Source organism: Agrobacterium vitis (assembly GCF_014926405.1).
In the GTDB taxonomy this organism is placed as follows: Bacteria; Pseudomonadota; Alphaproteobacteria; order Rhizobiales; family Rhizobiaceae; genus Allorhizobium; species Allorhizobium vitis_H.
The window spans coordinates 2,097,285-2,122,369 of sequence record NZ_JACXXJ020000005.1 but is presented as its reverse complement, the minus strand read 5'-3'; the positions used below and the strand labels follow the sequence as shown (position 1 = coordinate 2,122,369).

Below are 25,085 nucleotides of genomic sequence, written 5' to 3'. Positions count from 1 at the left end.
ATGAAAGCGCCATGGGTTTTGTAAGGCGACATAGTACACGTCACTTTTAGCTTTGCGTGCTGGGTTCCCCCTCACCCCGCCTCCGCTACGCTCAGCGGACTGACCGGGGCAGAGCCACGGGTCTCTGCCCGTCCTGCGGACCCCCGCTGGGGAGAGGAAGCCATAAACGCTGCGGCTTTTTCCTTCTTCTCCCCGTCAATTTTCCCGAGAGGCCAATTTTTCCGAGAGGCCAATTTTCCCGAAAGGATGAGGAGAAGCGGCAAGAGCCGCATGTGTCGTGTCTTTCTCTCTGTTGATGGACACATCTGCGCAAATACCCGACGGGACACTTTCAATTTCAGGAGAACATCATGCTGTCTTCCTTTCGCCTGCCGTTCCGGCGGGCCAATCGTGCTGCTATGTCGTCATCGGACCCACTCAACACAAAGTCCGGCCAGACAAAAGCAGGAGTAAGACCCCGAGCGGGGTTGGAAATGCTGCTCTCCACCGGTGCCGGGCGCGGCACGGGCCGGTCTTATGCGGCATTGTCACGCGCGGGCTTTCTCGGCAATCCGGTGGCGCATCGGGCGGTGCGGCTGCTGTCGGAGGCAGCGGCGGCTGTGCCGCTTCTGCTTTATCAGGGCCTGCCGCAGGACGGGGCGGGGGAATTGAGCGAGCATCCGGCGCTGGCGCTTCTGGCCCGGCCTACCGGGCGGGCGACGGGGGCGGATTTTTTCGAAATGCTCTATGGCCATCTGCTGCTGTCGGGCAATGCCTATCTGGAGCCGCTCTGGCTTGGCGGTCGGCTGATGGAACTGCATCTGCTGCGGCCCGACCGGGTCAGCGTCGTCGAGGGGGCCGATGGCTGGCCGGTCGCCTATGACTATCGCGCCGCCGGGGTGACGCGGCGTCTGGCTGCCGAGGGCGAGCCGCAGCCGATCCTGCATTTCAAGCTGTTTCATCCGCTCGATGACATCAGCGGCTATGCGCCGCTGGCCTCGGCCCATAACGCGCTGGACCTGCACAATGCCGCTGCCACCTGGAACAAGGCGCTGCTCGACAATTCCGCCCGACCCTCCGGGGCGCTGGTCTATCAGCCCAAGGAGGGCGGCAACCTGCCCCCGGAGCAATATCAGCGGCTGAAGGAGGAGCTGGAACAAGGCTATTCCGGGCCGATGCAGGCGGGCCGACCGATGCTGCTGGAAGGCGGGCTGGACTGGAAGGCGATGAGCCTGACCCCACGCGACATGGATTTTACCGATGCCCGCAATGGCGCGGCCCGTGATATCGCGCTCTCGCTCGGCGTGCCGCCGATGCTGCTGGGCATTCCCGGCGACAATACCTATGCCAATTACCAGGAGGCCAACCGCGCCTTCTATCGGCTGACGGTGCTGCCGCTGATCCGCCGCACCGCCGCCAGCCTGTCGGGGTTTCTGTCCGATGGGTTTGGCGAGGTCTTGTGCCTGAAGCCCGATCTCGATCAGGTCGAGGGCCTGTCCAGCGAGCGTGACGCGCTGTGGTCACGGGTTGGCTCCGCCAGCTTCCTCACCGACGAGGAAAAGCGCCAGGCGGTTGGGTATGACGCGTAAAGCCTGGAAGTTTCAAGAGGTTGATGCCTGATCCGGACTCTGTTGCGCAGAAGGGTGATTCAGAGTGTGAACATCTGCACCCTGTTTGCGAGCAGACGCGCCTAAGCGATTCTAAAGATTAGAATTCTCGGATAAACCAGGGCGGATTGGTGTCCGTTTCCACAATCATAAGACGAAAAGATTAACAAAATGAGCGACTTTACACCCGACACCCCCTTATGGGGTGCGCGGCTGGCGGGCGCATTGGCGGGCTCCGCCATCTCGCTGGTCTATCTACTGCCGAGGGGCCGGCGCGAGGCGGCCAGCCGGCTTTTCACCGGGCTGGCCTTCGGGCTGATCTTCGGCGGCGCCACCGGCCAATGGCTGGCCCGCAAGCTGGACATTCTGCAAAGCCTGTCCGGTGCCGAAATCATGCTGGCGGGGGCGACATTTGCCAGCCTTTCGGCCTGGTGGGCGCTGGGCGCGCTGGCGCGGCTGGCGGGCAGATACGGCTCCAAGGGCGGCTGAGCCAGCCTCACAATTTCAACCATTGAAGGAGAAATTCATGCACGCTTATCGCGGGCCAGGAAAGCTGGTGCGCAAATTTGCCGATCTGACCTTGTCGGATCTCAGCGGCGACGGCACGTTCAGCGGCTATGCCAGCGTGTTCGGCGAGGTGGATCTGGGGCGCGACGTGATCGAGCCAGGGGCGTTTCGCACCAGCTTGCAGGGGCGTGGTGCCACCGGCATCCGCATGCTTTACCAGCATGATCCGAACCAGCCGATTGGCAGTTGGACGCTGCTCAAGGAAGATGCGCGGGGACTCTATGTCGAGGGGCGGCTTTCCCCCGGTGTCAAGCGCGCCGAGGAGGTGCGCGCGCTGATGAAATCAGGCGCGCTGGACGGGTTGTCGATCGGTTTCCAGACGGTGAAATCCCGTCAGGACGCCAAGACCGGCATTCGCCGCATTCTGGAGGCCGATCTCTGGGAAATTTCCGTCGTCACCTTTCCCATGGCCCCTTCGGCCAGGGTTTCCAATGTCAAGCATCAGCGGTTTTTCCGCGACAAGGATACCGAGCTGATCCGGGCGATGCGCCGGGCAGCCCGGACGATGGCCACCAGCAATTTCAAATAAAGGATGGATTTATGAGCGATCATCAGATGACTGCCCCCGAAATCAAGGCGATCCCAGAAACCATGGCCGCCGCTTTCGACGATTTCATGGAAGCGTTCGAAGGCTTCAAGCAGGCCAATGACCAGCGGCTTGGCGAAATCGAGCAGAAACTGACCGCCGATGTCGTCACCCGCGACAAGGTGGAGCGGATCAACAAGGCAATGGACGAACAGTCCCGGTTGCTGGACCAGCTGGCGCTGAAAAAACTGCGCCCGGCGCTGGGGTCGAACGGCAATCGCGGCGGGTCCACCAGCCTTGACATGACGGAGCGCAAGGCGGCCTTCGAGGCCTATATCCGGCGCGGCGATGAGACGGCGTTGCGCGATCTTGACGCCAAATCCATGGCGATTGGGTCGGATGCGGATGGCGGATATCTGGTGACGGATGAGACCGATAGCGAGATTGGCCGTAGGCTCGCCTCCATCTCGCCGATCCGGCAATTGGCCAGCGTACGCCAGGTGTCGGGCGCGGTGCTGAAAAAGCCGTTTGCCCCGACGGGCATGGCCTCCGGCTGGGTGGCGGAAACCGCGGCGCGCACCCAGACCGATACGCCGCAGCTGACGGAACTCAGCTTTCCCACCATGGAGATTTACGCCATGCCCGCCGCCACCCAGTCGCTGCTGGACGATGCGGCTGTTGATGTCGAGGCGTGGATTGCAGGCGAGGTGGACATCGCCTTTGCCGAGCAGGAAGGGGCGGCCTTTGTGGCGGGTGACGGCGTCAACAAGCCGAAGGGCTTCCTGGCCTATGACACGGTGGCCGACAGCGCCTGGGCCTGGGGCAAGATCGGCTTCAAGGCGACCGGTGCCGCCGGTGGCTTTGCCGCAAGCGGGCCATCCGACGTGCTGCTCGACACGATCTATGCGTTGAAGGCCGGCCATCGTCAGAACGGCACGTTTGTGATGAACCGCAAGACGCAAGGCGAAATCCGCAAGTTCAAGGATGCTGACGGCAATTACCTCTGGCTGCCGCCCGCAGGCCCCGGCCTTGAGGCCTCACTGATGGGCTTTCCGATTGCCGAGGCCGAGGACATGCCCGATATCGCCGCCAACGCCTTTTCCATCGCCTTTGGCGATTTCAAGGCCGGTTATCTGGTGGTTGACCGGATGGGCGTGCGAGTGTTGCGCGACCCCTATTCGGCCAAGCCCTATGTGCTGTTCTACACCACCAAGCGGGTTGGCGGTGGAATGCAGAACTTTGAAGCGCTCAAGCTGATCAAGTTTGCTGCCGCTTGACAGCCCGCGCATGAATACCCGCTGACGGGCTGCAAATGGCGAATTCTGCGCTTCCAGTGCTCACGTACTTGAGTACGCTGCGCGCCGGTTCTCGAATTCACCATTTTCGCCACGTCAGCAGGAATTCCTGCACGAGCTGTCGGCTGCGGCAGGAAGGGCGCTCCCGTAAACGGAGAGCGCCCTTTGTATTTTGGGCATTTCACCTTCCGGAGACCCCCAACACATGACCATCACCACCCTCACTCCGCCGCAGGCGGAGCCGTTGACCCTTGTCGATGTGAAGGCGCAGTTGAAGATTGATACCGATGATGAAGACGATCTTCTCTCCGGCCTGATCACCGCTGCCCGCCTGCATCTGGAGGCCGAGACCGGGCTTTGCCTGATGCGCCAATCGCTGCGGCTCTATCTGGATGACTGGCCTGACAGCGACGTGATTCAGCTTCCCAGCGGTCCGGTGCAAACCATTGATGCCGTGACGGTTTTTGATGAGAACGGCGATGAACTTCATGTTTCACTGCAAGATCATCTGCTGAATGGACAGGCGCGGCCATCAAGGCTGTGGCTGCGCGACCGGCCCTTGCCTGGACGGCCAATCAACGGCATCGAGATCGACTTTACCGCAGGCTTTGGCACGGCAGCCACCGATGTGCCGGATACGCTGCGCCGGGCGATGAGCCTGCATGTTGTGGCCATGCATGCGTTTCGGGGCGCAGTCTCGTTGGCCGATCAGCCTGCCGCCGTGCCGGTCGGTTATGAGCGGCTGATCGCGCCTTTCTGCCGCAGGCGCCTGTGATGGGCGCTTTCACCATGCTCGATCCGGGCCGGATGACGGCGCGCCTCACGCTGGAACGGCCAGTTAATGAGCCTGACGGCCAGGGCGGGGTGAGCCAGGGCTGGCAGGCGATTGCCACGCTCTGGGCGCTGATAGAGCCGCAATCCTTCACCCGTGAAGAGCGGGGCGAAGCGGACATAGCCACCATTAACCAGACGGTGACCATTCGCTTTCGCACTGATGTGGCGCGCGGCCATCGGCTGGTGAAGGGAACGCGCATTCTCGCGGTCCGGGCGCTGCGCGACCCGGATGAGACCAAGCGGTTTCTGCTGCTGGATTGTGAGGAGGAGGTCGGATGAGCCTGCAATTTTCAGCAAGCGGGCAGCAGGGTGCCGTGGCGGATTTTACCGCTGCGCTGCGGCGCAGGGTGGAAGAGGCCGCCAGCCGGGTGGCTGCCAACAGGCAAGGCATGGCTGAGGTGCCGAAGGGCGAGAAAATTGGAGAGATGTCCGATGACCACGCACAGTCCGGTCAATGACCTGCTCACCGCGATGACGGCGGCGGCGCTCGCCGATACCGGCATTGCGGCGATTATCGGCGCCGATGGGATGAAGGATCGGCGGTTGCTGCGCTCCGCCCAACCTTACCTGATGGTGGGTGAGGTGACGGTCACAGATCTTTCCACCGATGATGATGGGCTGATTGAGGCGCTGGTCAGTGTGCAGGCCTGGTCCTCGCTCAGTCGCCGCGAGGCGGAAAGCCTGGCGGCGATGGTGCGTGCCGTGTTGCAGGATGCGGCGCTATCGCTGGCCCATGCCCGGTTGATCGCGTTGCGCCATATCAAGACTGTCAGTCGCCGCGAGGCAAAGACCGGCCTTTATCTGGCCGAGCTGCAATTTCGCGCTGTCATCGAATGATTTTGGCCTGGCGCGCCAGCATGGCCAGAAAGATCAGTGCTGTCAGCACCAGAGCGCTGACGGCGAGGGTGAAGGTTAGAAGCAGCGGCAGGCCGCCGCGATCCAGCAGACCAGCGATCACCACCGGCGACAATGCTTGCGAGATATTGCCGGGCAGTGCCAGTTTGGCGGAAATCCCGGCGTAGCGGCTGGCGGAAAAAAAGCCGAGCGGCAACACCGTGCGCGAAATGGCCGACAGGCCGGAGCCGACGCCATAGGCGCCGATAAACAGGCCGAGCATCCATACGGAGCCATGGCCGAATATCAGCGCCAGAAAGCCGATGACGATCAGCCCGGTGGCCACAAGGCCGGATGTGACGGGCGAGGCGCGTTTTCCGGCAATTGTATCGGCGGCGCGGGCGGAAATGCCCAGCACCGAGCGCAGCGACCCCAGTTGCAGCGCCAACGCCGGTGTGGCGCCAGCCTGTGTGAGCATTTCGATCAGCGATGACGAGACGCCGAAGGTGACGCTGCTGAAGCCGATGCTGATGACGGCAAGCGCGATCATCGCCCGCTTTTGTTGGAGTGCTGTCAGCGGCATTGGTTCGCGGTCGGCTGCGGCCTGCGCCGTTTGCGACCGGGTTTTGATGGGTGGCAGGGCGAAGCGATGCAGGGGAACCAGCACCAGAAGATGGCAGGCTGCTGCAATCAGCAAGGTATCGCGCCAGCCCAACAGGCCATTCAACCAGCTGAGCAGCGGCCAGAAAATCGCCGTTGAAAGGCCGGTGAAAATCATCAGCAGGCCGATGACGCTTTTCGCCGACGAGCCCTCGCGCTCGACGACTGCCGTATAGCAGGCAACGCTGAGCGCCAAGGTGCCGGCAATGCCGATGGTGAACCAGGCGGCGAAATAGGAAGCCATGCCTTGCGCCTGCGAGAGCAGTGCGAGGCCGAAAGCAAACACAACCGAACCCGCCGCCATGACCTTGGCGGCCCCGTGCCTTTCCAGCAGGCGGCCGCTGGCCGGTCCGGCAAAGCCCATGATCAGCAGCATCACCGTGGCGCCGAGAAAGCCGGTCTCGTTGCTGATGCCGATATCGGCGGCGATGGTGCGACCGAGAATGCCGAACAGGTCGAAACTCGTGCCCCAGCCGACAATCTGGCTGATGGATAGCACGGCCAGCAGCCGCAAGCGCGCCAGCGATGCGGCATTGTGGGGAACGGGACTGGGAGAATCGGCGGGGAGAGCGGACATGCAAGCAACCTAATCGGCAGATCAGCATAGTGCCGCATCTGTGTAAGTTTCAAGACACGGCTGTGTCTGGTCCAGACATTTACATCTGTTTGCAGCATCGGTGCGGACAACCTTTACTGTCTTTTTACGCGAGTTTTCGCGGTCACACCAGTTTTGGTGCTTCCCCTGCGGGCCTCTTGGTCTCCTTACCTTCGTCCTGGGTTTTCTCTCTGAAAAAGGGACGGGCGGTCGTGCCGGTTTGGCTGGGTCCGCGCGTGGGAGAGACCCCTGAAAACGGGGAGGGGGTGGATGTCGCCCTGGCGTGGTTGGCGGCCGGTTTGCGGATTTCTAGTTATTTTCAAGGAGATTTTTTATGGTGGCCCAGAGGGGTAAGGACCTGCTGCTGAAGATTATCAGCGGCAGCGATTATGTAACCGTTGCAGGATTGCGGTCGCGCAAGCTGGCTTTCAATACCGAAACCGTCGATGTGACCGATGCCGACAGCGCCGGGCGCTGGCGTGAGCTTTTGGCCGGTGCCGGTGCCAAACGCGCCTCGCTATCGGGGGCCGGGTTGTTCAAGGACCAGTCCTCCGATGAACTGGTCAGGGCGGCGTTTTTTGCCGGTTCAGTGTTGAGCTGGCAGGTGGTGATCCCGGCTTTTGGCACGGTGACCGGCCTGTTTCAGGTGACGGCGCTGGACTATTCCGGCGAGCATGATGGCGAGTTGAAATTCGACATCGCGCTGGAATCGGCAGGGGCGATTGCCTTTGAGGTGACGGCATGAACGGGGGGACGGGGAATGTTAGTATGGGCGTGCGCGCCAACCGCAGGCGCGGCGAAGTGGAAGCGGTGATTGATGGCGAGCGGCGGATTTTATGCCTGACGCTGGGCGCGCTGGCCGAATTGGAAACCGCCTTTGCCGCCGACAGTCTGGCGGATCTTGCCCTGCGGTTTTCCAGCGGCAAGCTTTCCAGCCGCGACCTGATCCGCATTCTGGCGGTCGGTTTGCGGGGCGGCGGCAATTGTTGCGCCGATGAGGATGTCGCCGACATGTGCGTCGAGGGTGGGCTTGCGGCCTGCGTCGCCATTGTCCGCGAATTGCTGCTCGTTACGTTTGGAACTGCTGATCAGGCGGCTTCGACCGGCCACACCTCGACCGGCCACGCCCCGGCCATGGAGGGCGATCCCGCCCGCCCTTGAGTGCCGCAGCGGGTCGATCCGACATGGCAAAGCCGCCTCCCTTTCCCTGGGAGGCGGTGATGCATGCCGGATTTCACCTGCTGCGGCTGACCCCGCAGGCCTTCTGGGCGCTGACCCCGCGTGAATTCGCCGCCATGAGCGGGGCGTTTCGCCCCGTCGCCACCGCCCGCACTGAGCTTGCCCGTGCCGATCTGGAGGTGCTGATGGCCCGCTATCCTGACCATGCTTTCCTGACCGCAACATAGAGTTTGTCAGGGAAAAGTGGAATCCGGTTTTCCCGAAAAGACAAACTCAAACAAAGGAATCGAGAGTCTGTCTGGTTCAATCTGAACCTGACAGACTCTAGAAGAGGTAGACCATGGCCGATGACGAAACCCTGTCCTTCGGGATCGATCTCGATGCTTCCGGGGCGACCAAGACCCTCGACGATCTGGAAAGCCGCTCGAAAAGCTTTGGCAGCGCGCTGACATCAGCGTTGAAATCCGCCACGAGCGGCGGTGGCGATCTGGAAGACACGCTGAAATCGCTGGCGAGCCAATTGTCCAGCATTACCCTGTCATCCGGGCTGCAACCGCTGCAAAGCAGTCTGTCGTCGCTGGCCTCCAGCGCCACATCCAGCCTTTCATCGGGGATCAGCTCGCTGTTTGCCTTCGAGAAGGGCGGCGTGCCCGGCTCGATCACGCCTTTTGCGTCAGGTGGGGTGGTGTCCAGCCCCACCTATTTCGGCATGGATGGCGGCAATACCGGGCTGATGGGTGAGGCGGGCAGCGAGGCGATCCTGCCGCTGAAACGCGGTTCGGACGGTTCGCTTGGGGTTGCCACCCAGGGCGGCGGCTCCTCCGGCACGCAGGTCAATGTCAACGTCACCACCCAGGATGCGTCGAGCTTCACCAAGAGCCAGTCGCAGATTTCCAGCCTGCTGGCGCGTTCCGTCAAGCGCGGTCAGCGCAATTTGTGAGGTGAAACCATGGCAACCGCCTTTCACGAGGTGCGCTTTCCGCTGCGCGTGTCGCTTTCAACCAGCGGCGGGCCGGTGCGGCGCACGGATATTGTCAACCTGTCGAATGGGCGCGAAGTGCGCAACCAGCGCTGGGCCAATTCGCGCCGCAGCTATGACGCCGGATCGGGAGTGAAATCGCTTGCCGATCTCTACACGATACTGGAGTTTTTCGAGGCGCGCGGTGGCCAGATGGCCGGGTTCCGGTTTCGAGATCCGCTGGATGCCAATTCTGCCGGGCCGGGCCGGGCGATAAGCGCTGAAGACCAGCAGATCGGCATCGGCGATGGCGTCACCACCAGCTTTCAACTGGTCAAGACCTATGGCGATGCCGGTGGCGGCTGGAACCGCACCATTGCCAAGCCGGTCGATGGCACGGTGTTGATCTCGGTGGATGGTGTGCCGGTCAACGGCTTCGTCTGCGATAGCACCACCGGGCTGGTGACATTTAATCAGGATTTTATTCCTATGTCTGGTGCCGTTATCAGGGCGGGCTTTCAATTCGACGTGCCGGTGCGTTTCGATACTGACCGGATCGAGATCAATCTCGAAGCCTTTAATGCTGGCAGCATTCCCTCCATTTCGCTGACGGAGATCCTTCCATGAGGACAATCGATGCCGCTTTGGCGCGCCATCTGGCGGGCGACGCCACGACGCTCTGCACCTGCTGGCGCGTCACCCGCAGCGATGGGCTGGTGTTGGGCTTTACCGATCATGACCGGGATCTGACCCTGCGCGGCACGCTGTTTCATGCCGCCAGCGGTTTTTCCGCCAGCGATGGTGAGGCGGAAAACACCTTGTCGGCTCCGACCTCCGAAGTTGCCGGTGGTTTTTCCAGCGAGGTGATTACCGAAGCCGATCTGATTGCCGGGCGCTATGATGGGGCGCGCATCGAGGTCTACCGTGTCAACTGGCAGGTGCCGGACCAGCATGTTCTGCTCAAGGTGCAGGATGTTGGCGAGGTCAAGCGCCAAACGGGGCAGTTTACCGCCGAATTGCGCAGCTTTGCCGCCAAGCTCTCCCAGGACCAGGGCCGCACACTTGGCCGTCGCTGCGATGCCAGCCTGGGCGATAATCGTTGCGGTATCGACTTGAGCATTGAGGGCCGCACCGTCAGCGCTGTTCTGGTGAGTATGAGCGGGTCCGACCGGCTCATCGTTTCGGGGCTGGATGCCTATGGCGACGACCATTTCCGCTATGGCCGGATCACTGTCACATCAGGGGCCGAGACCGGCCTGACCGCCGAGGTCGAGACCAGCCGCCCCGGTGAGGACGGCACAGAGCTGACATTGTGGCTGCCCTTGGAAGTGACATTGTCACCGGGCGATGCACTGACCGTTACCATCGGCTGCGACAAACGCTTCGCCACCTGCCACGACAGCTTTGCCAACGCCGCCAACTTCCGGGGCTTCCCGCATATGCCTGGCAGCGATTTCGCCTATTCCTATGTCAGCGGCCAGACGACCCATGACGGGTCGGTGCTGTTTGAGTGAGGGGGATTGCATGCCCTCCATCAACACGGATGTCCTCACCCTCGCCGAGGGTTGGATTGGTACGCCCTATCGCCATCAGGCCTCCACCAAGGGCGTCGGTTGCGATTGTCTTGGCTTGGTCCGAGGCATCTGGCGGGAGCTTTATGGGCAGGAGCCAGAGGTAACGCCTGCCTATGCGCCTGATTGGGCCGAGCGGTCGGGAGAGGACCGGTTGATTGAGGCGGCGGGGCGGCATTTCATCTCGATCGACAGCTTTGGCGAGGCCTTGCCCGGCGATCTCCTGGTCTTCCGGTTTCGCGCCCATTACGCCGCCAAGCATCTGGGGCTTTTGGCACCCGACCAGCATTTCATTCACGCCTATGAGCAGGCGGCGGTGGTTCGCTCCGCTCTGGTGCCCGCCTGGCGGCGGCGTGTCGCGGGCGTCTATCGTTTTCCGGAGAAGTGATCGATGGCAACTCTTGTTTTCCAGGCAGCCGGTGCGGCCATCGGCGGCATATTCGGGTCGGTCGGCACCATGCTGGGCCGCGCCGTCGGGTCGCTGGCTGGCAATATGGTCGATCAGGCGCTGATCAACGGCAGCTCCACCACGTCTGGCTCGCATCTGTCGTCGGCGCGGATCGGTGGGGCCAGCGAAGGCACGGCGCTGAACCGGGCCTATGGCACGGTGCGCATTGGCGGCACGCTGATTTGGGCGACGCGGTTTGAGGAAAAGACCACCACCGAAACCTCCGGCAGTAAATCCACCGGCAGCAAGACCAAGAGTTATGATTATTACGGAAATCTGGCGCTGGCTTTGTGCGAAGGCCCTGTGGCGGCGATCCGTCGGGTCTGGGCCGATGGTGAGGAAGTGGATCTGACCGAGGTTGAGATGCGCTTTTATCCTGGCAGTGAGGATCAGGGCGTCGATCCGCTGATTGCCGCCAAACAGGGCGAGGGCAATGCGCCCGCCTATCGCGGCGTCGCCTATGTGGTGTTTGAGCGCCTGCCGCTTGATGATTACGGCAACCGTCTTCCCGTGCTGCAATTCGAGGTGATCCGCTCGTTGGGCGTGCTGGAAAGCCAGGTCAGGGCTGTGACCATCATTCCCGGTGCCACCGAGCATGGCTATGCGACGAAAGCCATTACCGAGGAAACCGGCGATGGCGAAGAGCGGATCATCAACCGCAACACGCTGGTGGCCGCCACGGATTGGCAGGCCTCGCTGGATGAATTGCAGGCGGTGTGTCCCAATCTCGTCCGTGCCGCCCTTGTTGTCAGCTGGTTCGGCACCGATCTGCGGGCCGATCAATGCGCCATCGTGCCGGGTGTCGAAGTGGCGAGGCGTGACGAGGAGAGCCGCGCCTGGAGTGTTGCGGGCATTGGGCGCTCACAGGCCCGGCTAGTCAGCCAGAACGGTGGCGGCCCCGCCTATGGCGGCACACCGAGCGATAAAAGCGTGATTGAGGCGATCAAGGATCTGAACAGCCGGGGCATTGCCACCTGCCTCTATCCTTTTGTGATGATGGATATTCCCTCAGATAACGGACTGACTGATCCTTATGGCGGGACAGAACAGGCGGCCTATCCCTGGCGTGGGCGCATCACCTGTTCACCGGCCCCTGATCTTGCCGGCTCGCCTGATGGCACGGACGCGGTGGACGCCATCATCGAGGCCTTCATGGGCAAGACCACGGTCGATGATTTCTTCGTGCTCGGCACCACGATCCTTTATACCGGCAACAAGAACGGCCGCGATAGCGGCTATCGGCGGCTGGTGCTGCATTCTGCGCTGCTGGCCAAGGCGGCGGGTGGGGTGGACAGTTTCGTGATCGGCTCGGAACTGAAGGGCCTGACCACCCTGCGCGGTGCGGGCAACAGCTTTCCCTTCGTTGCCGCCTTGATGCGGCTGGCTGAGGATGTGCGCGCCATTCTGGGGAGCCAGACCAAGCTGACCTACGGGGCCGATTGGAGCGAGTATTTCGGCTATCACCCTGATGACGGGTCCGGCGATGTGTTCTTCCATCTCGATCCGCTCTGGGCCTGCGCGGCCATCGACGCTGTAGGCATCGACAATTACATGCCGCTGTCGGATTGGAATGACGCGGATTTCACCGCTGACAATCCTGATAGCTTCACCATTGCCGATGACAGGACGGCCATGCAGGCGCAGATTGCCGCCGGGGAGGGCTATGACTGGTATTATCCAAGTCTTGTCGCCCGTAAGAAACGCGAGCGTGCCGCCATTACGGATGGGCTGGCGGGCAAGCCCTGGGTCTATCGCTATAAGGACATTCAGTCCTGGTGGGAAAACCACCATTACAACAGGGTCGGCGGTGTTGAGCTTTCCGCGCCAAGCGCCTGGATGCCGAAGCAGAAACCGATCTGGTTTACCGAATTGGGCTGCCCGGCGGTGGAGCGTGGTGCCAACCAGCCGAACGTGTTTCCCGATCCGAAATCCTCGGAAAATGCGCTTCCCTATTTCTCTTCCGGCATGCGCTCGGATGCCATGCAGCGGCGGTTTCTGGAGGCGCATCTGGGCTATTGGCAGGGGGAAGCGGCACCCGCTGGCATGGTCGATGCCGATCATATCTTTCTCTGGACCTGGGATAGCCGGCCCTTTCCGGCCTTTCCCTATGATACTGATCTGTTTGCTGATGGCGACAATTGGCGCAGCGGCCATTGGCTGAACGGGCGGCTGGGCGGCGGCACGCTGGCCGAGGTGATTGCCGCGATATTGGAAGATTGCGGCTTTACCGATTACGATGTGTCCGCCGTCACCGGCGATCTCTCGGGCTATGTGCAGGGCGATATATCCTCGGCCCGTAGCCTGATCGAGCCGCTGACCGAGGCTTTCCTGATCGACGTGATCGAGGACGGTGCCGTGCTGCGGTTCCGCTCCCGCCAGGCCGCCAGCCTGAAGGCCATCGAAACCCGGGTTTTCGTTGATACCGAAGATGAGCCGTTCTGGACCGAGACCCGGGGCGACAGCACCGATTACGCTGGGCAGGCCGTATTGGATTTTTACGATCCCGCCAATGATTACGAGGATGCCAGTGTCCGCTCGCGCCGCGTGGTGGGAACATCCGCGAAGCTTTTATCCAGCGATCTGCCCGGGGTGCTCGATGAGGCGAGCGCTTTGGCCGTGGTTGAAACGCAATTGCGCGATCACCGGATCGGGCGGCGCAGCCTGACCCTGTCGCTGTCGCCCTCGCAGCTGGCGCTTCAGCCCGGTGACGTGCTGACCTTGCCGGAAGGGCCATCCGGCCGGTTCCTGATCACCCGGATCGAAGACAGCAGCACGCTGTCGTTGGAACTGACCGAAGTGGCAGCGCCGGTGTCCAGTGCGATCACGGTTGCCAGCAGCGGGCGGGTGCAGAGCGGGCGGGCCTCGGACGGGTTTGCGCCGCTGTGGCGGCTGATGGACCTGCCACGCCTTGATGATGGCGAGGACGGCAGTTTTGCGCGCGCGGCGGCCTATGCAAGTCCCTGGCGCAAGATCGTACTGTCGTCATCCGCCGAGACCGAGAATTATGCGACCCGCGCCGTGGTGGAAGGGCCTGCGACGCTTGGTAGCCTGTCTTCGGCTTTGGCTTCGGGCGTGTCGGGCCGGTTCGATAGGACCAATCGTCTGAGTGTCACTCTGTCCTATGGCAGTTTTTCCTCCGGCTCCCGCCTGTCGGTGTTGAATGGCGACAACCGCTTGGCGGTCAAGGCCGCTAACGATGTCTGGGAGGTGATTGGCTTTCTGACGGCGGAGGAATTGCAAAGCGGCGTTTGGCAATTGTCCGGCCTGCTGCGCGGTCTCTATGGCACGGAGGATGCCATGGCGGCGGGCGCGGTCTCGGGCGCGCAGGTGGTTCTGCTCAACAACGCGGTGACGGCGCTTGACCTTGCCGATAGCGAAATCGGCCTGACGCTGAACTGGATCGCCGAGGCCGCTGGCACCAGCCTTGCGGCCAAGGGGCCGGTCAGCTTTTCCGGCGGAGTGCGGGCGTTGACCCCGCTTGCCCCGGTGCATCTGCGCGCCAGCCGGGGAGCAAGCGGCGATATTGCGCTGAGCTGGGTCCGACGCGGCCGCACCGATGCCGATAATTGGACGCCATCCGATATTCCGCTCGATGAGGAAAGCGAACGCTACCAACTCGATATTCTCGACGCTGGAAAGGCGGTGCTGCGCAGCGTCACCCTGACCTCTGCGGCCTATGCCTAAAGCGCCGCTTTGCAGGCCCAAGACTTTGGCGCAGCACCCTCGGCGCTCGCCATCCGGGTCCGCCAGATTGGCCGTCATGCCAGCGGCATTGCGGCTGAAGCACAGTTCACTTTCTGATCTTCAACCCGAAAATATCAACCGAACAGCAAGGGAAATCGACATGAATGACGGCAAACCGTGGTATCTGTCCAAGACTGTCTGGGGTGCGCTGGTCGCTATCCTGGCGCCCGGCCTGCAACTTGGCGGGTTCGAGCTAGGTCTTCTGGAACAGGGGCAGTTGACCGACGGATTGGTGGCGCTGGCCGGATCGGTGGGCGGGCTGGTGGCGCTCTATGGTCGGCTGGTGGCAAGCCACGCCATCGTCCCCCAGGCGAACCGGCCGCCCCCGGAAAAACCCTGAACGGCAATGGATATCGCATTCAATCTGCCAATAATCTCATAAATTGAAATGCTTGCCCTGTCGCAGATCTGTCATGCAGATCGTGCCACAGGCCAAGATTACCATGCATTCATTTGCCATTCAGCCGCTCTTCGGTAACACTGACACCACGATAACCGAATGCGGCAGAGTGGCAGTTGATGGCATCCAAATCGATCATAGGCAGTATCGCAGCCGGGCTTATTGCCTGGACGGTACCGGCGACCACAACGCCGGTCCCCGATGCCGTGCCTATGTCGCAGATGGTGTCTGGCCCCAGTGGGTCGTCTGCACCTGTCATCGTCCAGGCGCAGAACCAGAATCAGAACAACGACAATTCCGACAGTAACGACAGCAAATCCAATGGCAGGGTCGATTGCCGTTCGGCGGCGCTCAGAGCCGTGGAGCAGGCGGGTGGGCAATTGCTTTCCGTGCGGCTGTCGGGCGGTCAATGCGTGATTACCATCCTCGTGCCGGGGACTGGCGACAATGCAAGGCCCCGCAAGATGACGGTCCAGGTGTCCCGCTGAGGCTGGTTTTGGGCCAAGGAGTAGTGTAAGGCTTTCTATCTGTTGGATATTTTTTCTCATGCGGCCTGGTTTTCGGGGCCTGCACGCAAGATCGCCCGGCTGGCGCCAGCATGGCAAAACGGAGAAGTGAAGAATGCGCATTCTCGTCGTCGAGGACGATGTCAACCTGAACCGCCAGCTGGTCGAAGCGCTTCAGGAGGCAGGCTATGTGGTCGACCAGGCCATGGATGGCGAAGAGGGGCATTATCTCGGTGATACCGAGCCCTATGATGCCGTGATCCTCGATATCGGTCTGCCGACCATGGATGGCATTACCGTGCTGGAGAAATGGCGTTCTGCCGGGCGCGTCATGCCCGTGCTGATTCTGACGGCCCGCGACCGTTGGAGCGACAAGGTATCCGGTATCGATGCCGGTGCCGACGACTATGTCACCAAGCCGTTCCATGTCGAAGAGGTGCTGGCGCGCATCCGGGCGCTGATTCGCCGTGCCGCCGGCCATGCCTCCTCGGAAATCGCCTGCGGGCCGGTGCGGCTCGATACCAAGAGTTCCAAAGTCACGGTTTCGGGCAAGGCGCTGAAACTCACCTCGCATGAATTCCGGCTGCTGTCCTATCTCATGCATCACATGGGGGAGGTCGTGTCGCGCACCGAACTGGTCGAGCATATGTATGACCAGGATTTCGACCGCGATTCCAACACGATCGAAGTGTTTGTCGGGCGGCTGCGCAAGAAGATCGGTCTGGACATGATCGAGACCGTGCGCGGTCTAGGCTACCGGATCAAAGCGCCTGACAGCGTCGAGGGCTAGGTGTTCCGGGTCAACTCTCTCACCCTTCGCGTCCTGCTGTCAGCCACTCTCTGGTATATCATCGCGCTGGTGACGATGGCCGTGGTGATTTCGGCGCTGTATCGGCAGGGGGCAGAGCGCTCCTTCAACGATCTGTTGCGCGCCCAGCTCTATAATGTCGTCAATTCCGTCACGGTGGGCGATGGTGAAAGCCTGTCTGGCAGTCCGGCGCTCGGCGATCTCAGGTTTTCACAGCCCGGAACCGGCTGGTACTGGCTGGTCGAGCCGCTCGGTTCCTTCAATGCCGCGCCGCTGGCCTCCACCTCATTGGGGTTGACCAATCTGCCGGTGCCAAGCTTTGAGGAAAGCCCGTTCGACCAGAATTACGAGCGTTTTTACGGCATGACCGACAGTTTCGGCAACCGGCTGCGGATCGCCGAGACCGAGGTTATCCTGGACGAATCCGGCCGGGCGGCACGGTTCCGGGTATCGGGCAATCTGAAAGTGGTGGAAGACGAAATCACCGGATTTTCCCACCGGCTTTACGCCGTTCTGGCGATGTTCGGGGTCGGCGGCCTGTTGGTCAATGCCGTTACCATTATCTTCGGCCTGAAGCCGCTGGATCGGGCGCGTCGGGCGCTGGAGCGGATCAGGGGCGGCGAGGCCGAACGAATTGAGGGTGAATTCCCCCGTGAGATCGAGCCATTGGCCAATGAAATCAACGCTCTGATCGATAGTAACCATCGCATTGTCGAGCGCGCCCGCATGCAGGTCGGCAATCTTGCCCACTCGCTGAAGACCCCGATTGCCGTGCTGCTCAACGAGGCGCGGGTGCTCGACCCGCCGCATGGCGAGGTCATCAAGGCCCAGGCGTCAGCCATGCAGAGCCAGGTCGGCACCTATCTCAACCGCGCCCGCATCGCTGCCCAGCGCGAATCGGTGCTGTCTCGCGCCGAGGTGGAACCCGTTCTGGAGCGCCTGGTACGGGTGATGCGCAAGCTCAATCCGGACAAGCAGTTCGAGGTTCACCTGGAGAGCCAAGCCTCGGGGCAAGGCCTGGTTCTGGCGATGGAAAGCCAGGATTTGGAGGAAATCCTTGGCAACCTCCTGGAAAATGCTGCCCGGCACTCAGAAACCACTGTTACGGTGACGGCCCGGATCGCGCCGACCGGCGAAGTTGGGCTCGATCCGGGTCGTAGGGCTTGGCTGGAAATCATCGTCGAGGATGACGGCCCGGGTCTTGACCCGGATCAGATCGGCGAGGCGCTGAAGCGCGGTCGCCGGCTGGATGAAAGCAAGCCCGGGACCGGGCTAGGCCTGTCGATTGTCAAGGAAATAACCTCGGAATACCAGGGCAAGCTTGGCCTGTCGCGCGGCGTCAACGGGGGGCTGCTGGCCAGGCTGGTTTTACCGGCCCTGTCGCGGGACGGAGCGTGAGGTGGCTTTGGCGCCAGATGATGTCTGCCAGCGGATGTCGGATTGAAAAGCCGAATTCGGATTTTTCCTGACACGCTCCAGTTTAACAAATGTCAAGTTGGCAAACTCTATGGCAGGGATCGAAATGGCGGCTTGCAAAGTCGTGCGGTGTCGGGCTTATCATAAGAGACTATAGCAACGTGTGGTTTGCCCACAAAATGTCATGAAAAACAGAATTTGGAATTGCAGGCTATGAGGAAGATCAGCACCGGTTTTGCATTTGCCCTGCTGGGCTGCGCCCTGGCACTGACCTCCTGCAAGACGACCGGTGGCAGCACCGGCTTGCTTGGCAAATCCACCACTTCAAGCTCGCTCTATCTCAACGCGCTGCAGGGCGGCATTGTGTCGCGGACCGGTGCTGAACTGGACAACAGCCAGAAGCAGCGGGCCCTGGCGGCCGAATATCAGGCCCTGGAAGTGGCCCCCGGCGGCCAGACGGTGACATGGCGCGATGACGATGTTTCCGGCGAAGTGGTGGCCGCAGCCCCTTATCAGGTGGGCAATCAGAACTGCCGCCAATATCGCCACAAGGTGACCGTCGATGGCAAAGCGGTTGAGGCACGCGGCGTTGCCTGCCGCAATGAGGACGGGACATGGACGCCTCTGACCTGAATCACATCATCGCGGGTCGATGCAGCTTCCCCTTGACTTAAGTCAAGGCTGATGGAAGGTCGGTTGTTTAAAACGTCATCAGTTGCACGATAGTATGGACGGCGTTCCAAAACGTCATGGAACCCTTCGGGTTCGGAGCATTTCCAGGAAAAGTGTAAAACGGTTTTCCGTCCGGAAATGCGTACAAAAAAGAGATAGAGCATTTCAGCGTTTCGCTGAAAGACTCTAGGGAGCCTTATGCTGTTCTGGGTTGAAATTGCTGTTCTGACCTTTGCCGTTGCGGCAGCCTTTCTGTTGCCACTGACGCGAGCGCAGCAGCGTGGCGAGCGCGAGACCCGTGATGGTGCGATGGCCGTCTATCGTGATCAATTGCAGGAACTGGAGCGTGACCGGGCGGGCGGGTTGATTTCCGCCGAGCAGGTGGATTATGCCCGCGCCGAGATTGCCCGCCGCCTTCTGGCCGCCGATAAGGGTGATGAAACTCAGGCTGTCAAAAGTGCGCCTCGCAAAACCTCGCGCAATGGTCTGGCGCAGGCCTTTGTTGTTCTGCTGGTACCAGCAGTCGGCCTTGGGCTTTATCTTGCCCTCGGCAGTCCCGGCCTGCCATCACAACCCTTGCAGGCCCGGTTGGAAAATCCCGGCAATGACATGAGCCTGTTGATTGCCCAGGCTGAACGCCATCTGATGCAAAAGCCCGATGATGGTGCAGGCTGGGATGTACTGGCTCCCATCTATCTGCAACAAAACCGCATGGGCGAGGCGGAACTGGCCTTTCGCAACGCTATCCGGTTGAAGGGCGCCAGCCCCGAGCGGCTCAACGGGCTTGGCGAAGCGCTGATCGCCCAGAGCGACGGCGTGGTGACCGATGCCGCACGCGATCTGTTTTCGCAATCCGTGGCGCTGAACCGCGACAATCCGCGTGCCACCTATTATCTGGCGCTGGCGCTGGAACAATCCGGCAAACGCGACGAGGCGCTGGCCGCCTTTAAGGCGATTGCGGCCCAATCCCCGCCCAATGCCCCGTGGCAACCGCTGGTCGCCCGGCATATCGCCCGCAATGATCCTCAGGCTGCGGCAACGGCGGCACCCCTCGGAAATCCCGATGCCGCCGCTGTGGCCGCAGCCCAGGGCTTGCCGGACGGCGACCGTCAGGCGATGATAAAGGGCATGGTTGAAAGCCTGGATGCCAAGCTGAAAACCGATCCAAACAATTTCGAAGGCTGGGTGCGGCTGGTGCGCTCCTATACCGTGTTGAAGGACAACCAGCGGGCGCTCGAGGCCTTGAAAACCGGGTTGAAGACCTTCCCCGCCGACGGGGAGCAAGGCAAGCAGCTGATCGCCATGGCGCAGCAATTGGGATTGCCGGTCGAGGAGGCGCTGAAATGACCCGCAAGCAGAAACGTCTGGCCGTCATCGTCGGGGGCGTCGGTTTCATCATGGCGGCCGTGCTGCTGGTTCTGTTCGCTTTCGGCCAGTCCATCGCCTATTTCTACATGCCTTCCGATCTCGCCAAGACACCGGTCGGGCCGGGCACCCGCATCCGGCTGGGCGGACTGGTGGCGGAAGGCTCGGTCAAGCGCGACACCGGTTCCACCGTCAGTTTTGCCGTGACCGATGGTACGGCCACGGTGCCGGTGACCTATACGGGCATTCTGCCGGATCTGTTTCGTGAAGGGCAGGGCGTGGTGACGGAAGGCGTGTTTGGCGCTGGCGGCACGCTGTTTGATGCCGATACGGTTCTGGCCAAGCATGACGAGAATTATATGCCGAAGGAAGTTGCCGACCGGATGAAGAAGGACGGCGTCTGGAAGGGCGAGGGAGAGGCGAAATGATCATTGAGATCGGCCATTACGCGCTGGTGCTGGCGCTGGCCGCCGCACTCCTGCTCTCGGTCCTGCCGATGCTGGGCGCCCGCAGGGGCGATACCGCCATGATGCAGACGGCGGTTACCGGTACCTATGCGCTGTTTGCGTTGGTGCTGTTTGCCTTTGGTGTGCTGGCTTACGCCTATCTGGTCTCGGATTTCTCGCTGCTGAATGCCTATCAGAATTCCCATTCGCTGATGCCCGCCATCTATCGCTTCTCGGCTGTCTGGGGTAATCACGAGGGATCGATGATGCTGTGGCTGTTGATCCTGACGCTGTTTTCGGCGCTGGTCGCCCTGTTCGGCAGCAATCTGCCCGACCGGCTGAAAGCCAATGTGCTCGGCGTTCAGGCCTGGATTTCCACGGCCTTCATCCTGTTCATCCTGATCACCTCCAATCCCTTCATCCGCCTCAATCCGGCCCCTGCTGAGGGGCAGGATCTCAATCCGGTTTTGCAGGACCCCGGCCTCGCCATTCATCCGCCGCTGCTTTATCTCGGCTATGTCGGCTTCTCCGTCTGTTTTTCCTTTGCCATCGCCGCCCTGATCGACGGGCGGATCGATGCCGCCTGGGCGCGCTGGGTCAGGCCCTGGACGCTGGCGGCCTGGACCTTCCTGACGGCGGGCATCGCCATGGGCTCCTACTGGGCCTATTACGAGCTGGGTTGGGGCGGCTGGTGGTTCTGGGACCCGGTTGAGAACGCCTCCTTCATGCCCTGGCTGGCAGGCATTGCGCTGTTGCATTCGGCGCTGGTGATGGAAAAGCGTGATGCCCTGAAAATCTGGACGGTGCTGCTCGCCATCCTCACCTTCTCGCTGTCGCTGCTTGGCACATTCCTGGTGCGATCCGGCGTATTGACCTCGGTGCATGCTTTTGCCACCGATCCCAGCCGTGGGATTTTCATTCTGGCTATCCTCATCCTGTTCATCGGCGGTGCATTGTTTTTGTTCATGCTGCGCGCGCCGCATTTGAAGGCGGGCGGGCTGTTCCAGCCGATTTCGCGCGAAGGCGCACTGGTGTTGAATAACCTGATCCTGACGGTGTCGACCGCGACCGTGCTGATCGGCACGCTCTATCCGCTGCTGCTGGAAACCCTGACCGGTGAGAAGATCTCGGTTGGCGCACCCTTCTTCAACCTGACCTTCGGCCTGCTGATGATCCCGCTCCTCGTCGCTGTTCCATTCGGGCCTATGCTGGCCTGGAAGCGCGGCGATCTGCTAGGGGCGCTGCAACGGCTTTATCTGGTGGCGGCGCTGGCCTTTCTGGTTGGGCTTGTGTTCTATTATCTCCAGAATGGTGGCCCGGTTCTGTCCGTGCTGGGGCTTGCCGCGGGCTTTTTCCTGATGTTCGGTGCGCTGGCCGATCTTGCTTTTCGTTCGGCTTTCGGCAAGCAGACGGCAAGCGTCGCCTTCCGCCGGTTGATCGGTCTGCCGCGCTCGGCTTTCGGCACGGCGCTCGCGCATTTTGGCCTCGGCGTCACTGTGTTGGGCATTGTTGCTGTCACCACGTTTGAGAGTGAAATGGTGGTGGAGATGAAGCCCGGTCAGACCGTGGAGGCCGGGGGCTTTTCCCTGACCTATGACGGGCTGCGCTCCGCCAAGGGACCGAATTATACCGAGGATCGCGGCCATTTCACCATCCGGCGCGGTGGGGTCTCCGAGGGCGATGTCTGGTCGTCGAAACGGCTTTATACGGCAAGACGCATGCCCACCACAGAGGCGGGTATCCGTAGTTTCGGCTTTAGCCAGCTTTACGTTTCGCTTGGCGATGCCATGGCCGATGGCGGCATGGTGGTGCGAATCTGGTGGAAGCCCTGGATTCTCTGCATCTGGGGCGGGGCGCTGGTGATGATGATCGGCGGCTTCGTCTCGCTCTCCGACCGGCGTTTGCGCGTCGGTGCTCCAAACCGCAAGGCAAAGGCAGTGGCGGCCAATGGTGCCGTCAAGGGCCTGGAGGCGGCGGAATGAGGGAGCTTTTTGCCATCTTCCTCGGCTTCTGGCTGTTGCTGGTCCAGCCCGCCTTTGCCGTCAATCCCGATGAAATGCTGAAAGACCCGGCCTTGGAGGCCCGTGCCCGGCACCTGTCGGGGCAATTGCGCTGCATGGTCTGTCAGAATCAATCCATCGACGACAGCAATGCCGAACTCGCCCGCGACCTCCGGCTTCTGGTGCGCGAGCGGATCGTCAAGGGCGATAGCGATGATGACGTCATCCGCTATCTGGTGTCGCGCTATGGTGAATTCGTGCTGCTGAAGCCGCGATTGACGTCAGAGACCTTGCTGCTATGGGGCGCGCCCGGCCTGTTGCTTGTCGTCGGCGTGGGCGCAGCCTTTGCCTACAGCCGCCGACGCAGGAGCGTGGCTGCGGCGCAGCCGTTGAGTGCGGATGAAGAGGCGCGGTTGAAGCGGCTCTTGGAAGAATAGGGGCCGGTTCCCACGAAAACCGGCAGGAGTCCTGCGGCAGGACGCGGGGATATGTCCCTGTCAGAAAAGCGGGATCTCGATCGTTGTGGGGTGATCGCTCGCCACGCCACTCACGCCTTGACGATAGACATGGTTGGGAAGCGGGGCTGGCACGCGCTTGGCGAAAGTTGTGCGCATGAAAAGCATGACTCGACGATCGGTTATCGCGTTGCCGGTTGATTTTTCCATATAGATCTTTGCGGGACGTCCTTTGGCGTCTGTTACCAAACGAATGGCGCCAATCTCCTTGTGCGGGGCGGCGGCGCAGCCTGTCAGTATTGCCGCGAATAAACAGAGTGAAATACGATGCATAGAAATCCCCGGATCGGCTCAGGATGTGTAAAGGCCGTCCAAACTTTATCAAGCGCCCGTCATCGAACCTATTGAAAAACCTTTCCGGCGCGTAAATTTCCGCATTACCAATTTTTCATGTTCCGGACAGTTCGTTGTAACGTGATCCATCCTATATCTTTGTCATCCACCGCCTGAAGCCGGGTCGCTCCGGTCTTCGCACGATACGATGCCAACCAGAACAAGATAAGGTAGAGATCCATGTCGAAATCCTTCCATAATCGCTCCGTTACTTCCAGGCTGCGGGCAGGTACCGCGGCAGGGCTGGCGGCCCTGATGCTGGCGGGTGCCGTGACGGTAACGCCTGCGCTGGCCGCGCCCGTCGAGGTTCAGGCGCCGCAGGTGCCGAGCTTTGCTGATCTGGTCAGCGCCGTTTCCCCCGCTGTTGTCTCCATCCGCGTCAAATCGGATGTGCAGCAGGCCTCCGAGGACGGCAGCAATTTCTCCTTCAATGGCCGTGATTTCGACCAGCTTCCCGATCCGCTGAAGCGCTTCTTCAAGGAATGGGGCATGCCAGGCCCCGGCGGTCCGGGTGGTCCAGGAGGCCCCAAGGGTGGCCCGCATGCCGAGCGTCATGGCAAGCTTCGTCCAATTGCCCAGGGGTCGGGCTTCTTCATCTCTGAGGACGGCTATGTCGTGACCAACAATCACGTGGTTTCCGATGGCCAGGCCTATACAGTGGTGATGAATGACGGCACCGAATATGATGCCAAGCTGGTCGGTAAGGACCCGCGCACTGACCTTGCCGTTTTGAAGGTCGATCAGCCGACCAAGAAATTCACCTATGTCGAATGGGCGCAGGACGAGAAGATCCGCGTTGGTGACTGGGTCGTGGCTGTCGGCAATCCTTTCGGTCTCGGCGGAACCGTGACCTCGGGTATCGTTTCGGCTTTTGGCCGTGATATCGGCTCCGGTCCTTATGACGATTACATCCAGATTGACGCACCGGTAAACCGGGGCAATTCGGGTGGACCGGACTTCAACCTCAGCGGCAAGGTGGTCGGGATCAACACGGCGATCTTCTCGCCATCGGGCGGTAGCGTCGGCATCGCCTTCGCTATTCCGGCGGCGACTGCCAAGGATGTGGTTGCTGAATTGATCAAGCATGGCTCGGTGCAGCGCGGCTGGCTTGGCGTGCAGATCCAGCCCGTCACCAAGGATATCGCCGAATCGCTCGGTCTGGCCGATGCCAAGGGTGCGCTGGTGGCTGAGCCGCAAACCGGTTCTCCCGGTGAAAAGGCCGGTATCAAGCAGGGCGACGTGATTACCGCTGTGAATGGCGATCCGGTCAAGGACCCGCGTGACCTCGCCAAGCGCATTGCTGCCTTCCCGCCCAATACCAAGGTCGATATTTCGATCTGGCGCAATGGCAAGCCGACTGCCGTCAAGGTCGATCTCGGCACCTTGCCTGCTGAAAAGGAAACGGCCAGCGGTGATGAGGACCAGGGCGCGCCCGAACAGAATGCACCGGCCACCGAGCAGGCGCTTGCCAATCTCGGAGTCACTGTCCAGCGTGCCGATGACGGCAAGGGCCTGACGATCACCAATGTCGATCCGGATTCCGACGCTGCCGACAAGGGGCTGAAGACGGGCCAGAAGATCACGTCCGTTAACAACCAGCAGGTCTCCAGCGCCGCCGAGGTCAAGAAGATCCTGGAACAGGCCAAGAAGGACGGTCGCACCAAGGCGCTCTTCCAGGTGGAAACCGACAATGGCAGCCGCTTCATCGCCCTGCCGATCAACCAGGGCTGATGATCAGGCCTCTGGCGGCGGCTGGACCATTTCAGTCGCCGCCAAATCTTCCGGCAGGATGTGTTTTCGTGAACGAAGAGGCGCAGATCATGGCAT

27 protein-coding genes and 1 pseudogene are annotated in these 25,085 nt (G+C 61.4%); 26 read left to right on the top strand and 2 right to left on the bottom strand.

From position 1 onward, the window contains the following. Nucleotides 1-350: 350 nt before the first annotated feature. From IEI95_RS21180 to gp17, 8 genes are all read left to right on the top strand, one after another. Nucleotides 351-1,568: a phage portal protein gene (locus IEI95_RS21180; RefSeq protein WP_194416961.1), complete on the top strand. Its 1,218-nt coding sequence runs from the start codon at nucleotides 351-353 to the stop codon at nucleotides 1,566-1,568. Nucleotides 1,569-1,757: 189 nt separating this feature from the next. Further along, the gene (locus tag IEI95_RS21175; RefSeq protein ID WP_194416960.1) at nucleotides 1,758-2,075 is read left to right on the top strand and encodes a DUF6107 family protein; all 318 of its coding nucleotides are present in this window, start codon (nucleotides 1,758-1,760) and stop codon (nucleotides 2,073-2,075) included. A 37-nt stretch (nucleotides 2,076-2,112) separates the two neighbouring features. Next, nucleotides 2,113-2,682: an HK97 family phage prohead protease gene (locus tag IEI95_RS21170; protein WP_194416959.1), complete on the top strand. Its 570-nt coding sequence runs from the start codon at nucleotides 2,113-2,115 to the stop codon at nucleotides 2,680-2,682. An 11-nt stretch (nucleotides 2,683-2,693) separates the two neighbouring features. After that, entirely contained in the window at nucleotides 2,694-3,956 is a 1,263-nt protein-coding gene (locus IEI95_RS21165; RefSeq protein ID WP_194416958.1) for a phage major capsid protein, read from the top strand. 223 nt (nucleotides 3,957-4,179) lie between these two features. Beyond that, nucleotides 4,180-4,749 (top strand): head-tail connector protein, encoded by a 570-nt coding sequence (locus tag IEI95_RS21160; protein WP_194416957.1) that lies wholly within the window; start codon nucleotides 4,180-4,182, stop codon nucleotides 4,747-4,749. Beyond that, nucleotides 4,749-5,087 (top strand): phage head closure protein, encoded by a 339-nt coding sequence (locus tag IEI95_RS21155; RefSeq protein WP_234934243.1) that lies wholly within the window; start codon nucleotides 4,749-4,751, stop codon nucleotides 5,085-5,087. Before IEI95_RS21160 ends, IEI95_RS21155 begins: the two co-directional genes overlap by 1 nt. Beyond that, entirely contained in the window at nucleotides 5,084-5,266 is a 183-nt protein-coding gene (locus IEI95_RS21150) for a hypothetical protein (RefSeq protein WP_194416956.1), read from the top strand. The genes IEI95_RS21155 and IEI95_RS21150 overlap by 4 nt, the downstream gene beginning before the upstream one ends. Continuing rightward, a complete protein-coding gene (gene gp17, locus IEI95_RS21145) occupies nucleotides 5,241-5,645 on the top strand; it encodes a DUF3168 domain-containing protein (protein ID WP_194416955.1) in 405 nt (134 codons plus the stop codon). The genes IEI95_RS21150 and gp17 overlap by 26 nt, the downstream gene beginning before the upstream one ends. Here gp17 and IEI95_RS21140 read toward each other — a convergent pair. Further along, the gene (locus tag IEI95_RS21140) at nucleotides 5,635-6,879 is read right to left on the bottom strand and encodes an MFS transporter (RefSeq protein ID WP_194416954.1); all 1,245 of its coding nucleotides are present in this window, start codon (nucleotides 6,877-6,879) and stop codon (nucleotides 5,635-5,637) included. The two genes, gp17 and IEI95_RS21140, sit on opposite strands and share 11 nt — an antisense overlap. Nucleotides 6,880-7,231: 352 nt before the next feature. Here IEI95_RS21140 and IEI95_RS21135 point away from each other — a divergent pair, with 352 nt between their 5' ends. From IEI95_RS21135 to IEI95_RS21055, 17 genes and pseudogenes are all read left to right on the top strand, one after another. Continuing rightward, entirely contained in the window at nucleotides 7,232-7,642 is a 411-nt protein-coding gene (locus IEI95_RS21135; protein ID WP_070149403.1) for a phage major tail protein, TP901-1 family, read from the top strand. Beyond that, nucleotides 7,639-8,058: a gene transfer agent family protein gene (locus IEI95_RS21130; protein WP_015915384.1), complete on the top strand. Its 420-nt coding sequence runs from the start codon at nucleotides 7,639-7,641 to the stop codon at nucleotides 8,056-8,058. Before IEI95_RS21135 ends, IEI95_RS21130 begins: the two co-directional genes overlap by 4 nt. A 23-nt stretch (nucleotides 8,059-8,081) precedes the next feature. Continuing rightward, nucleotides 8,082-8,303 carry a rcc01693 family protein gene (locus tag IEI95_RS21125; protein WP_234891102.1) on the top strand — a complete coding sequence of 74 codons (222 nt, stop codon included), beginning with the start codon at nucleotides 8,082-8,084 and terminating at the stop codon, nucleotides 8,301-8,303. A 113-nt stretch (nucleotides 8,304-8,416) separates the two neighbouring features. Continuing rightward, entirely contained in the window at nucleotides 8,417-9,016 is a 600-nt protein-coding gene (locus tag IEI95_RS21120; RefSeq protein WP_070167832.1) for a phage tail tape measure protein, read from the top strand. 9 nt (nucleotides 9,017-9,025) lie between these two features. Then, nucleotides 9,026-9,661, top strand: coding sequence for a DUF2460 domain-containing protein (locus IEI95_RS21115; RefSeq protein WP_194416953.1), 636 nt, complete (start codon nucleotides 9,026-9,028; stop codon nucleotides 9,659-9,661). Next, nucleotides 9,658-10,548 (top strand): phage/gene transfer agent baseplate hub protein, encoded by an 891-nt coding sequence (locus tag IEI95_RS21110; protein WP_194416952.1) that lies wholly within the window; start codon nucleotides 9,658-9,660, stop codon nucleotides 10,546-10,548. Before IEI95_RS21115 ends, IEI95_RS21110 begins: the two co-directional genes overlap by 4 nt. A 10-nt stretch (nucleotides 10,549-10,558) precedes the next feature. Beyond that, nucleotides 10,559-10,993, top strand: coding sequence for an NlpC/P60 family protein (locus IEI95_RS21105; protein ID WP_156535156.1), 435 nt, complete (start codon nucleotides 10,559-10,561; stop codon nucleotides 10,991-10,993). A gap of 3 nt (nucleotides 10,994-10,996) precedes the next feature. Beyond that, nucleotides 10,997-14,854, top strand: a pseudogene (locus tag IEI95_RS21100) (baseplate multidomain protein megatron). A gap of 43 nt (nucleotides 14,855-14,897) precedes the next feature. Then, nucleotides 14,898-15,137 carry a dehydroquinate synthase/iron-containing alcohol dehydrogenase family protein gene (locus IEI95_RS21095; RefSeq protein WP_156535158.1) on the top strand — a complete coding sequence of 80 codons (240 nt, stop codon included), beginning with the start codon at nucleotides 14,898-14,900 and terminating at the stop codon, nucleotides 15,135-15,137. A 179-nt stretch (nucleotides 15,138-15,316) separates the two neighbouring features. Next, nucleotides 15,317-15,685, top strand: a complete 369-nt coding sequence (locus tag IEI95_RS21090; RefSeq protein WP_156535160.1) for a hypothetical protein — start codon at nucleotides 15,317-15,319, stop codon at nucleotides 15,683-15,685. A 133-nt stretch (nucleotides 15,686-15,818) separates the two neighbouring features. Further along, the gene (locus IEI95_RS21085; protein WP_060715959.1) at nucleotides 15,819-16,493 is read left to right on the top strand and encodes a response regulator transcription factor; all 675 of its coding nucleotides are present in this window, start codon (nucleotides 15,819-15,821) and stop codon (nucleotides 16,491-16,493) included. Then, complete coding sequence (locus IEI95_RS21080; RefSeq protein ID WP_015915394.1) at nucleotides 16,494-17,909, top strand: ATP-binding protein; 1,416 nt, start codon at nucleotides 16,494-16,496, stop codon at nucleotides 17,907-17,909. It abuts the gene before it with no gap. Nucleotides 17,910-18,140: 231 nt separating this feature from the next. Further along, on the top strand, nucleotides 18,141-18,560 hold the full coding sequence (locus IEI95_RS21075) for an RT0821/Lpp0805 family surface protein (RefSeq protein WP_156535162.1): 420 nt from the start codon (nucleotides 18,141-18,143) through the stop codon (nucleotides 18,558-18,560). Nucleotides 18,561-18,797: 237 nt separating this feature from the next. Then, nucleotides 18,798-19,946 carry a c-type cytochrome biogenesis protein CcmI gene (ccmI, locus tag IEI95_RS21070; RefSeq protein ID WP_156535164.1) on the top strand — a complete coding sequence of 383 codons (1,149 nt, stop codon included), beginning with the start codon at nucleotides 18,798-18,800 and terminating at the stop codon, nucleotides 19,944-19,946. After that, nucleotides 19,943-20,392, top strand: coding sequence for a cytochrome c maturation protein CcmE (gene ccmE, locus IEI95_RS21065; RefSeq protein ID WP_194416951.1), 450 nt, complete (start codon nucleotides 19,943-19,945; stop codon nucleotides 20,390-20,392). The genes ccmI and ccmE overlap by 4 nt, the downstream gene beginning before the upstream one ends. Continuing rightward, complete coding sequence (locus tag IEI95_RS21060; protein ID WP_194416950.1) at nucleotides 20,389-22,392, top strand: heme lyase CcmF/NrfE family subunit; 2,004 nt, start codon at nucleotides 20,389-20,391, stop codon at nucleotides 22,390-22,392. Before ccmE ends, IEI95_RS21060 begins: the two co-directional genes overlap by 4 nt. Further along, on the top strand, nucleotides 22,389-22,847 hold the full coding sequence (locus tag IEI95_RS21055; RefSeq protein WP_156535168.1) for a cytochrome c-type biogenesis protein: 459 nt from the start codon (nucleotides 22,389-22,391) through the stop codon (nucleotides 22,845-22,847). Before IEI95_RS21060 ends, IEI95_RS21055 begins: the two co-directional genes overlap by 4 nt. 60 nt (nucleotides 22,848-22,907) lie before the next feature. On the opposite strand, the gene IEI95_RS21050 is transcribed toward IEI95_RS21055, so the two are convergent. Further along, nucleotides 22,908-23,198: a hypothetical protein gene (locus tag IEI95_RS21050; RefSeq protein WP_156535170.1), complete on the bottom strand. Its 291-nt coding sequence runs from the start codon at nucleotides 23,196-23,198 to the stop codon at nucleotides 22,908-22,910. 240 nt (nucleotides 23,199-23,438) lie between these two features. On the opposite strand from IEI95_RS21050, the gene IEI95_RS21045 reads away from it, so the two are divergent. After that, the gene (locus IEI95_RS21045) at nucleotides 23,439-24,989 is read left to right on the top strand and encodes a Do family serine endopeptidase (protein ID WP_156535172.1); all 1,551 of its coding nucleotides are present in this window, start codon (nucleotides 23,439-23,441) and stop codon (nucleotides 24,987-24,989) included. Nucleotides 24,990-25,085 lie beyond the last annotated feature (96 nt).

Excerpts from the sequence above, each read along its gene's own strand:
- IEI95_RS21075 (WP_156535162.1), top strand. The coding sequence starts at position 18,141 with ATGAGGAAGATCAGCACCGGTTTTGCATTTGCCCTGCTGGGCTGCGCC.
- IEI95_RS21090 (WP_156535160.1), top strand. The coding sequence starts at position 15,317 with ATGGCATCCAAATCGATCATAGGCAGTATCGCAGCCGGGCTTATTGCC.
- IEI95_RS21170 (WP_194416959.1), top strand. The coding sequence starts at position 2,113 with ATGCACGCTTATCGCGGGCCAGGAAAGCTGGTGCGCAAATTTGCCGAT.
- IEI95_RS21095 (WP_156535158.1), top strand. The coding sequence starts at position 14,898 with ATGAATGACGGCAAACCGTGGTATCTGTCCAAGACTGTCTGGGGTGCG.
- IEI95_RS21105 (WP_156535156.1), top strand. The coding sequence starts at position 10,559 with ATGCCCTCCATCAACACGGATGTCCTCACCCTCGCCGAGGGTTGGATT.
- IEI95_RS21055 (WP_156535168.1), top strand. The coding sequence starts at position 22,389 with ATGAGGGAGCTTTTTGCCATCTTCCTCGGCTTCTGGCTGTTGCTGGTC.
- ccmI (WP_156535164.1), top strand. The coding sequence starts at position 18,798 with ATGCTGTTCTGGGTTGAAATTGCTGTTCTGACCTTTGCCGTTGCGGCA.
- IEI95_RS21125 (WP_234891102.1), top strand. The coding sequence starts at position 8,082 with ATGGCAAAGCCGCCTCCCTTTCCCTGGGAGGCGGTGATGCATGCCGGA.
- IEI95_RS21050 (WP_156535170.1), bottom strand. The coding sequence starts at position 23,198 with ATGCATCGTATTTCACTCTGTTTATTCGCGGCAATACTGACAGGCTGC.
- IEI95_RS21175 (WP_194416960.1), top strand. The coding sequence starts at position 1,758 with ATGAGCGACTTTACACCCGACACCCCCTTATGGGGTGCGCGGCTGGCG.
- IEI95_RS21180 (WP_194416961.1), top strand. The coding sequence starts at position 351 with ATGCTGTCTTCCTTTCGCCTGCCGTTCCGGCGGGCCAATCGTGCTGCT.
- IEI95_RS21155 (WP_234934243.1), top strand. The coding sequence starts at position 4,749 with ATGGGCGCTTTCACCATGCTCGATCCGGGCCGGATGACGGCGCGCCTC.
- gp17 (WP_194416955.1), top strand. The coding sequence starts at position 5,241 with ATGACCACGCACAGTCCGGTCAATGACCTGCTCACCGCGATGACGGCG.
- IEI95_RS21110 (WP_194416952.1), top strand. The coding sequence starts at position 9,658 with ATGAGGACAATCGATGCCGCTTTGGCGCGCCATCTGGCGGGCGACGCC.
- IEI95_RS21120 (WP_070167832.1), top strand. The coding sequence starts at position 8,417 with ATGGCCGATGACGAAACCCTGTCCTTCGGGATCGATCTCGATGCTTCC.
- IEI95_RS21130 (WP_015915384.1), top strand. The coding sequence starts at position 7,639 with ATGAACGGGGGGACGGGGAATGTTAGTATGGGCGTGCGCGCCAACCGC.
- IEI95_RS21135 (WP_070149403.1), top strand. The coding sequence starts at position 7,232 with ATGGTGGCCCAGAGGGGTAAGGACCTGCTGCTGAAGATTATCAGCGGC.
- IEI95_RS21115 (WP_194416953.1), top strand. The coding sequence starts at position 9,026 with ATGGCAACCGCCTTTCACGAGGTGCGCTTTCCGCTGCGCGTGTCGCTT.
- IEI95_RS21085 (WP_060715959.1), top strand. The coding sequence starts at position 15,819 with ATGCGCATTCTCGTCGTCGAGGACGATGTCAACCTGAACCGCCAGCTG.
- IEI95_RS21150 (WP_194416956.1), top strand. The coding sequence starts at position 5,084 with ATGAGCCTGCAATTTTCAGCAAGCGGGCAGCAGGGTGCCGTGGCGGAT.
- IEI95_RS21060 (WP_194416950.1), top strand. The coding sequence starts at position 20,389 with ATGATCATTGAGATCGGCCATTACGCGCTGGTGCTGGCGCTGGCCGCC.
- ccmE (WP_194416951.1), top strand. The coding sequence starts at position 19,943 with ATGACCCGCAAGCAGAAACGTCTGGCCGTCATCGTCGGGGGCGTCGGT.
- IEI95_RS21045 (WP_156535172.1), top strand. The coding sequence starts at position 23,439 with ATGTCGAAATCCTTCCATAATCGCTCCGTTACTTCCAGGCTGCGGGCA.
- IEI95_RS21165 (WP_194416958.1), top strand. The coding sequence starts at position 2,694 with ATGAGCGATCATCAGATGACTGCCCCCGAAATCAAGGCGATCCCAGAA.
- IEI95_RS21160 (WP_194416957.1), top strand. The coding sequence starts at position 4,180 with ATGACCATCACCACCCTCACTCCGCCGCAGGCGGAGCCGTTGACCCTT.
- IEI95_RS21140 (WP_194416954.1), bottom strand. The coding sequence starts at position 6,879 with ATGTCCGCTCTCCCCGCCGATTCTCCCAGTCCCGTTCCCCACAATGCC.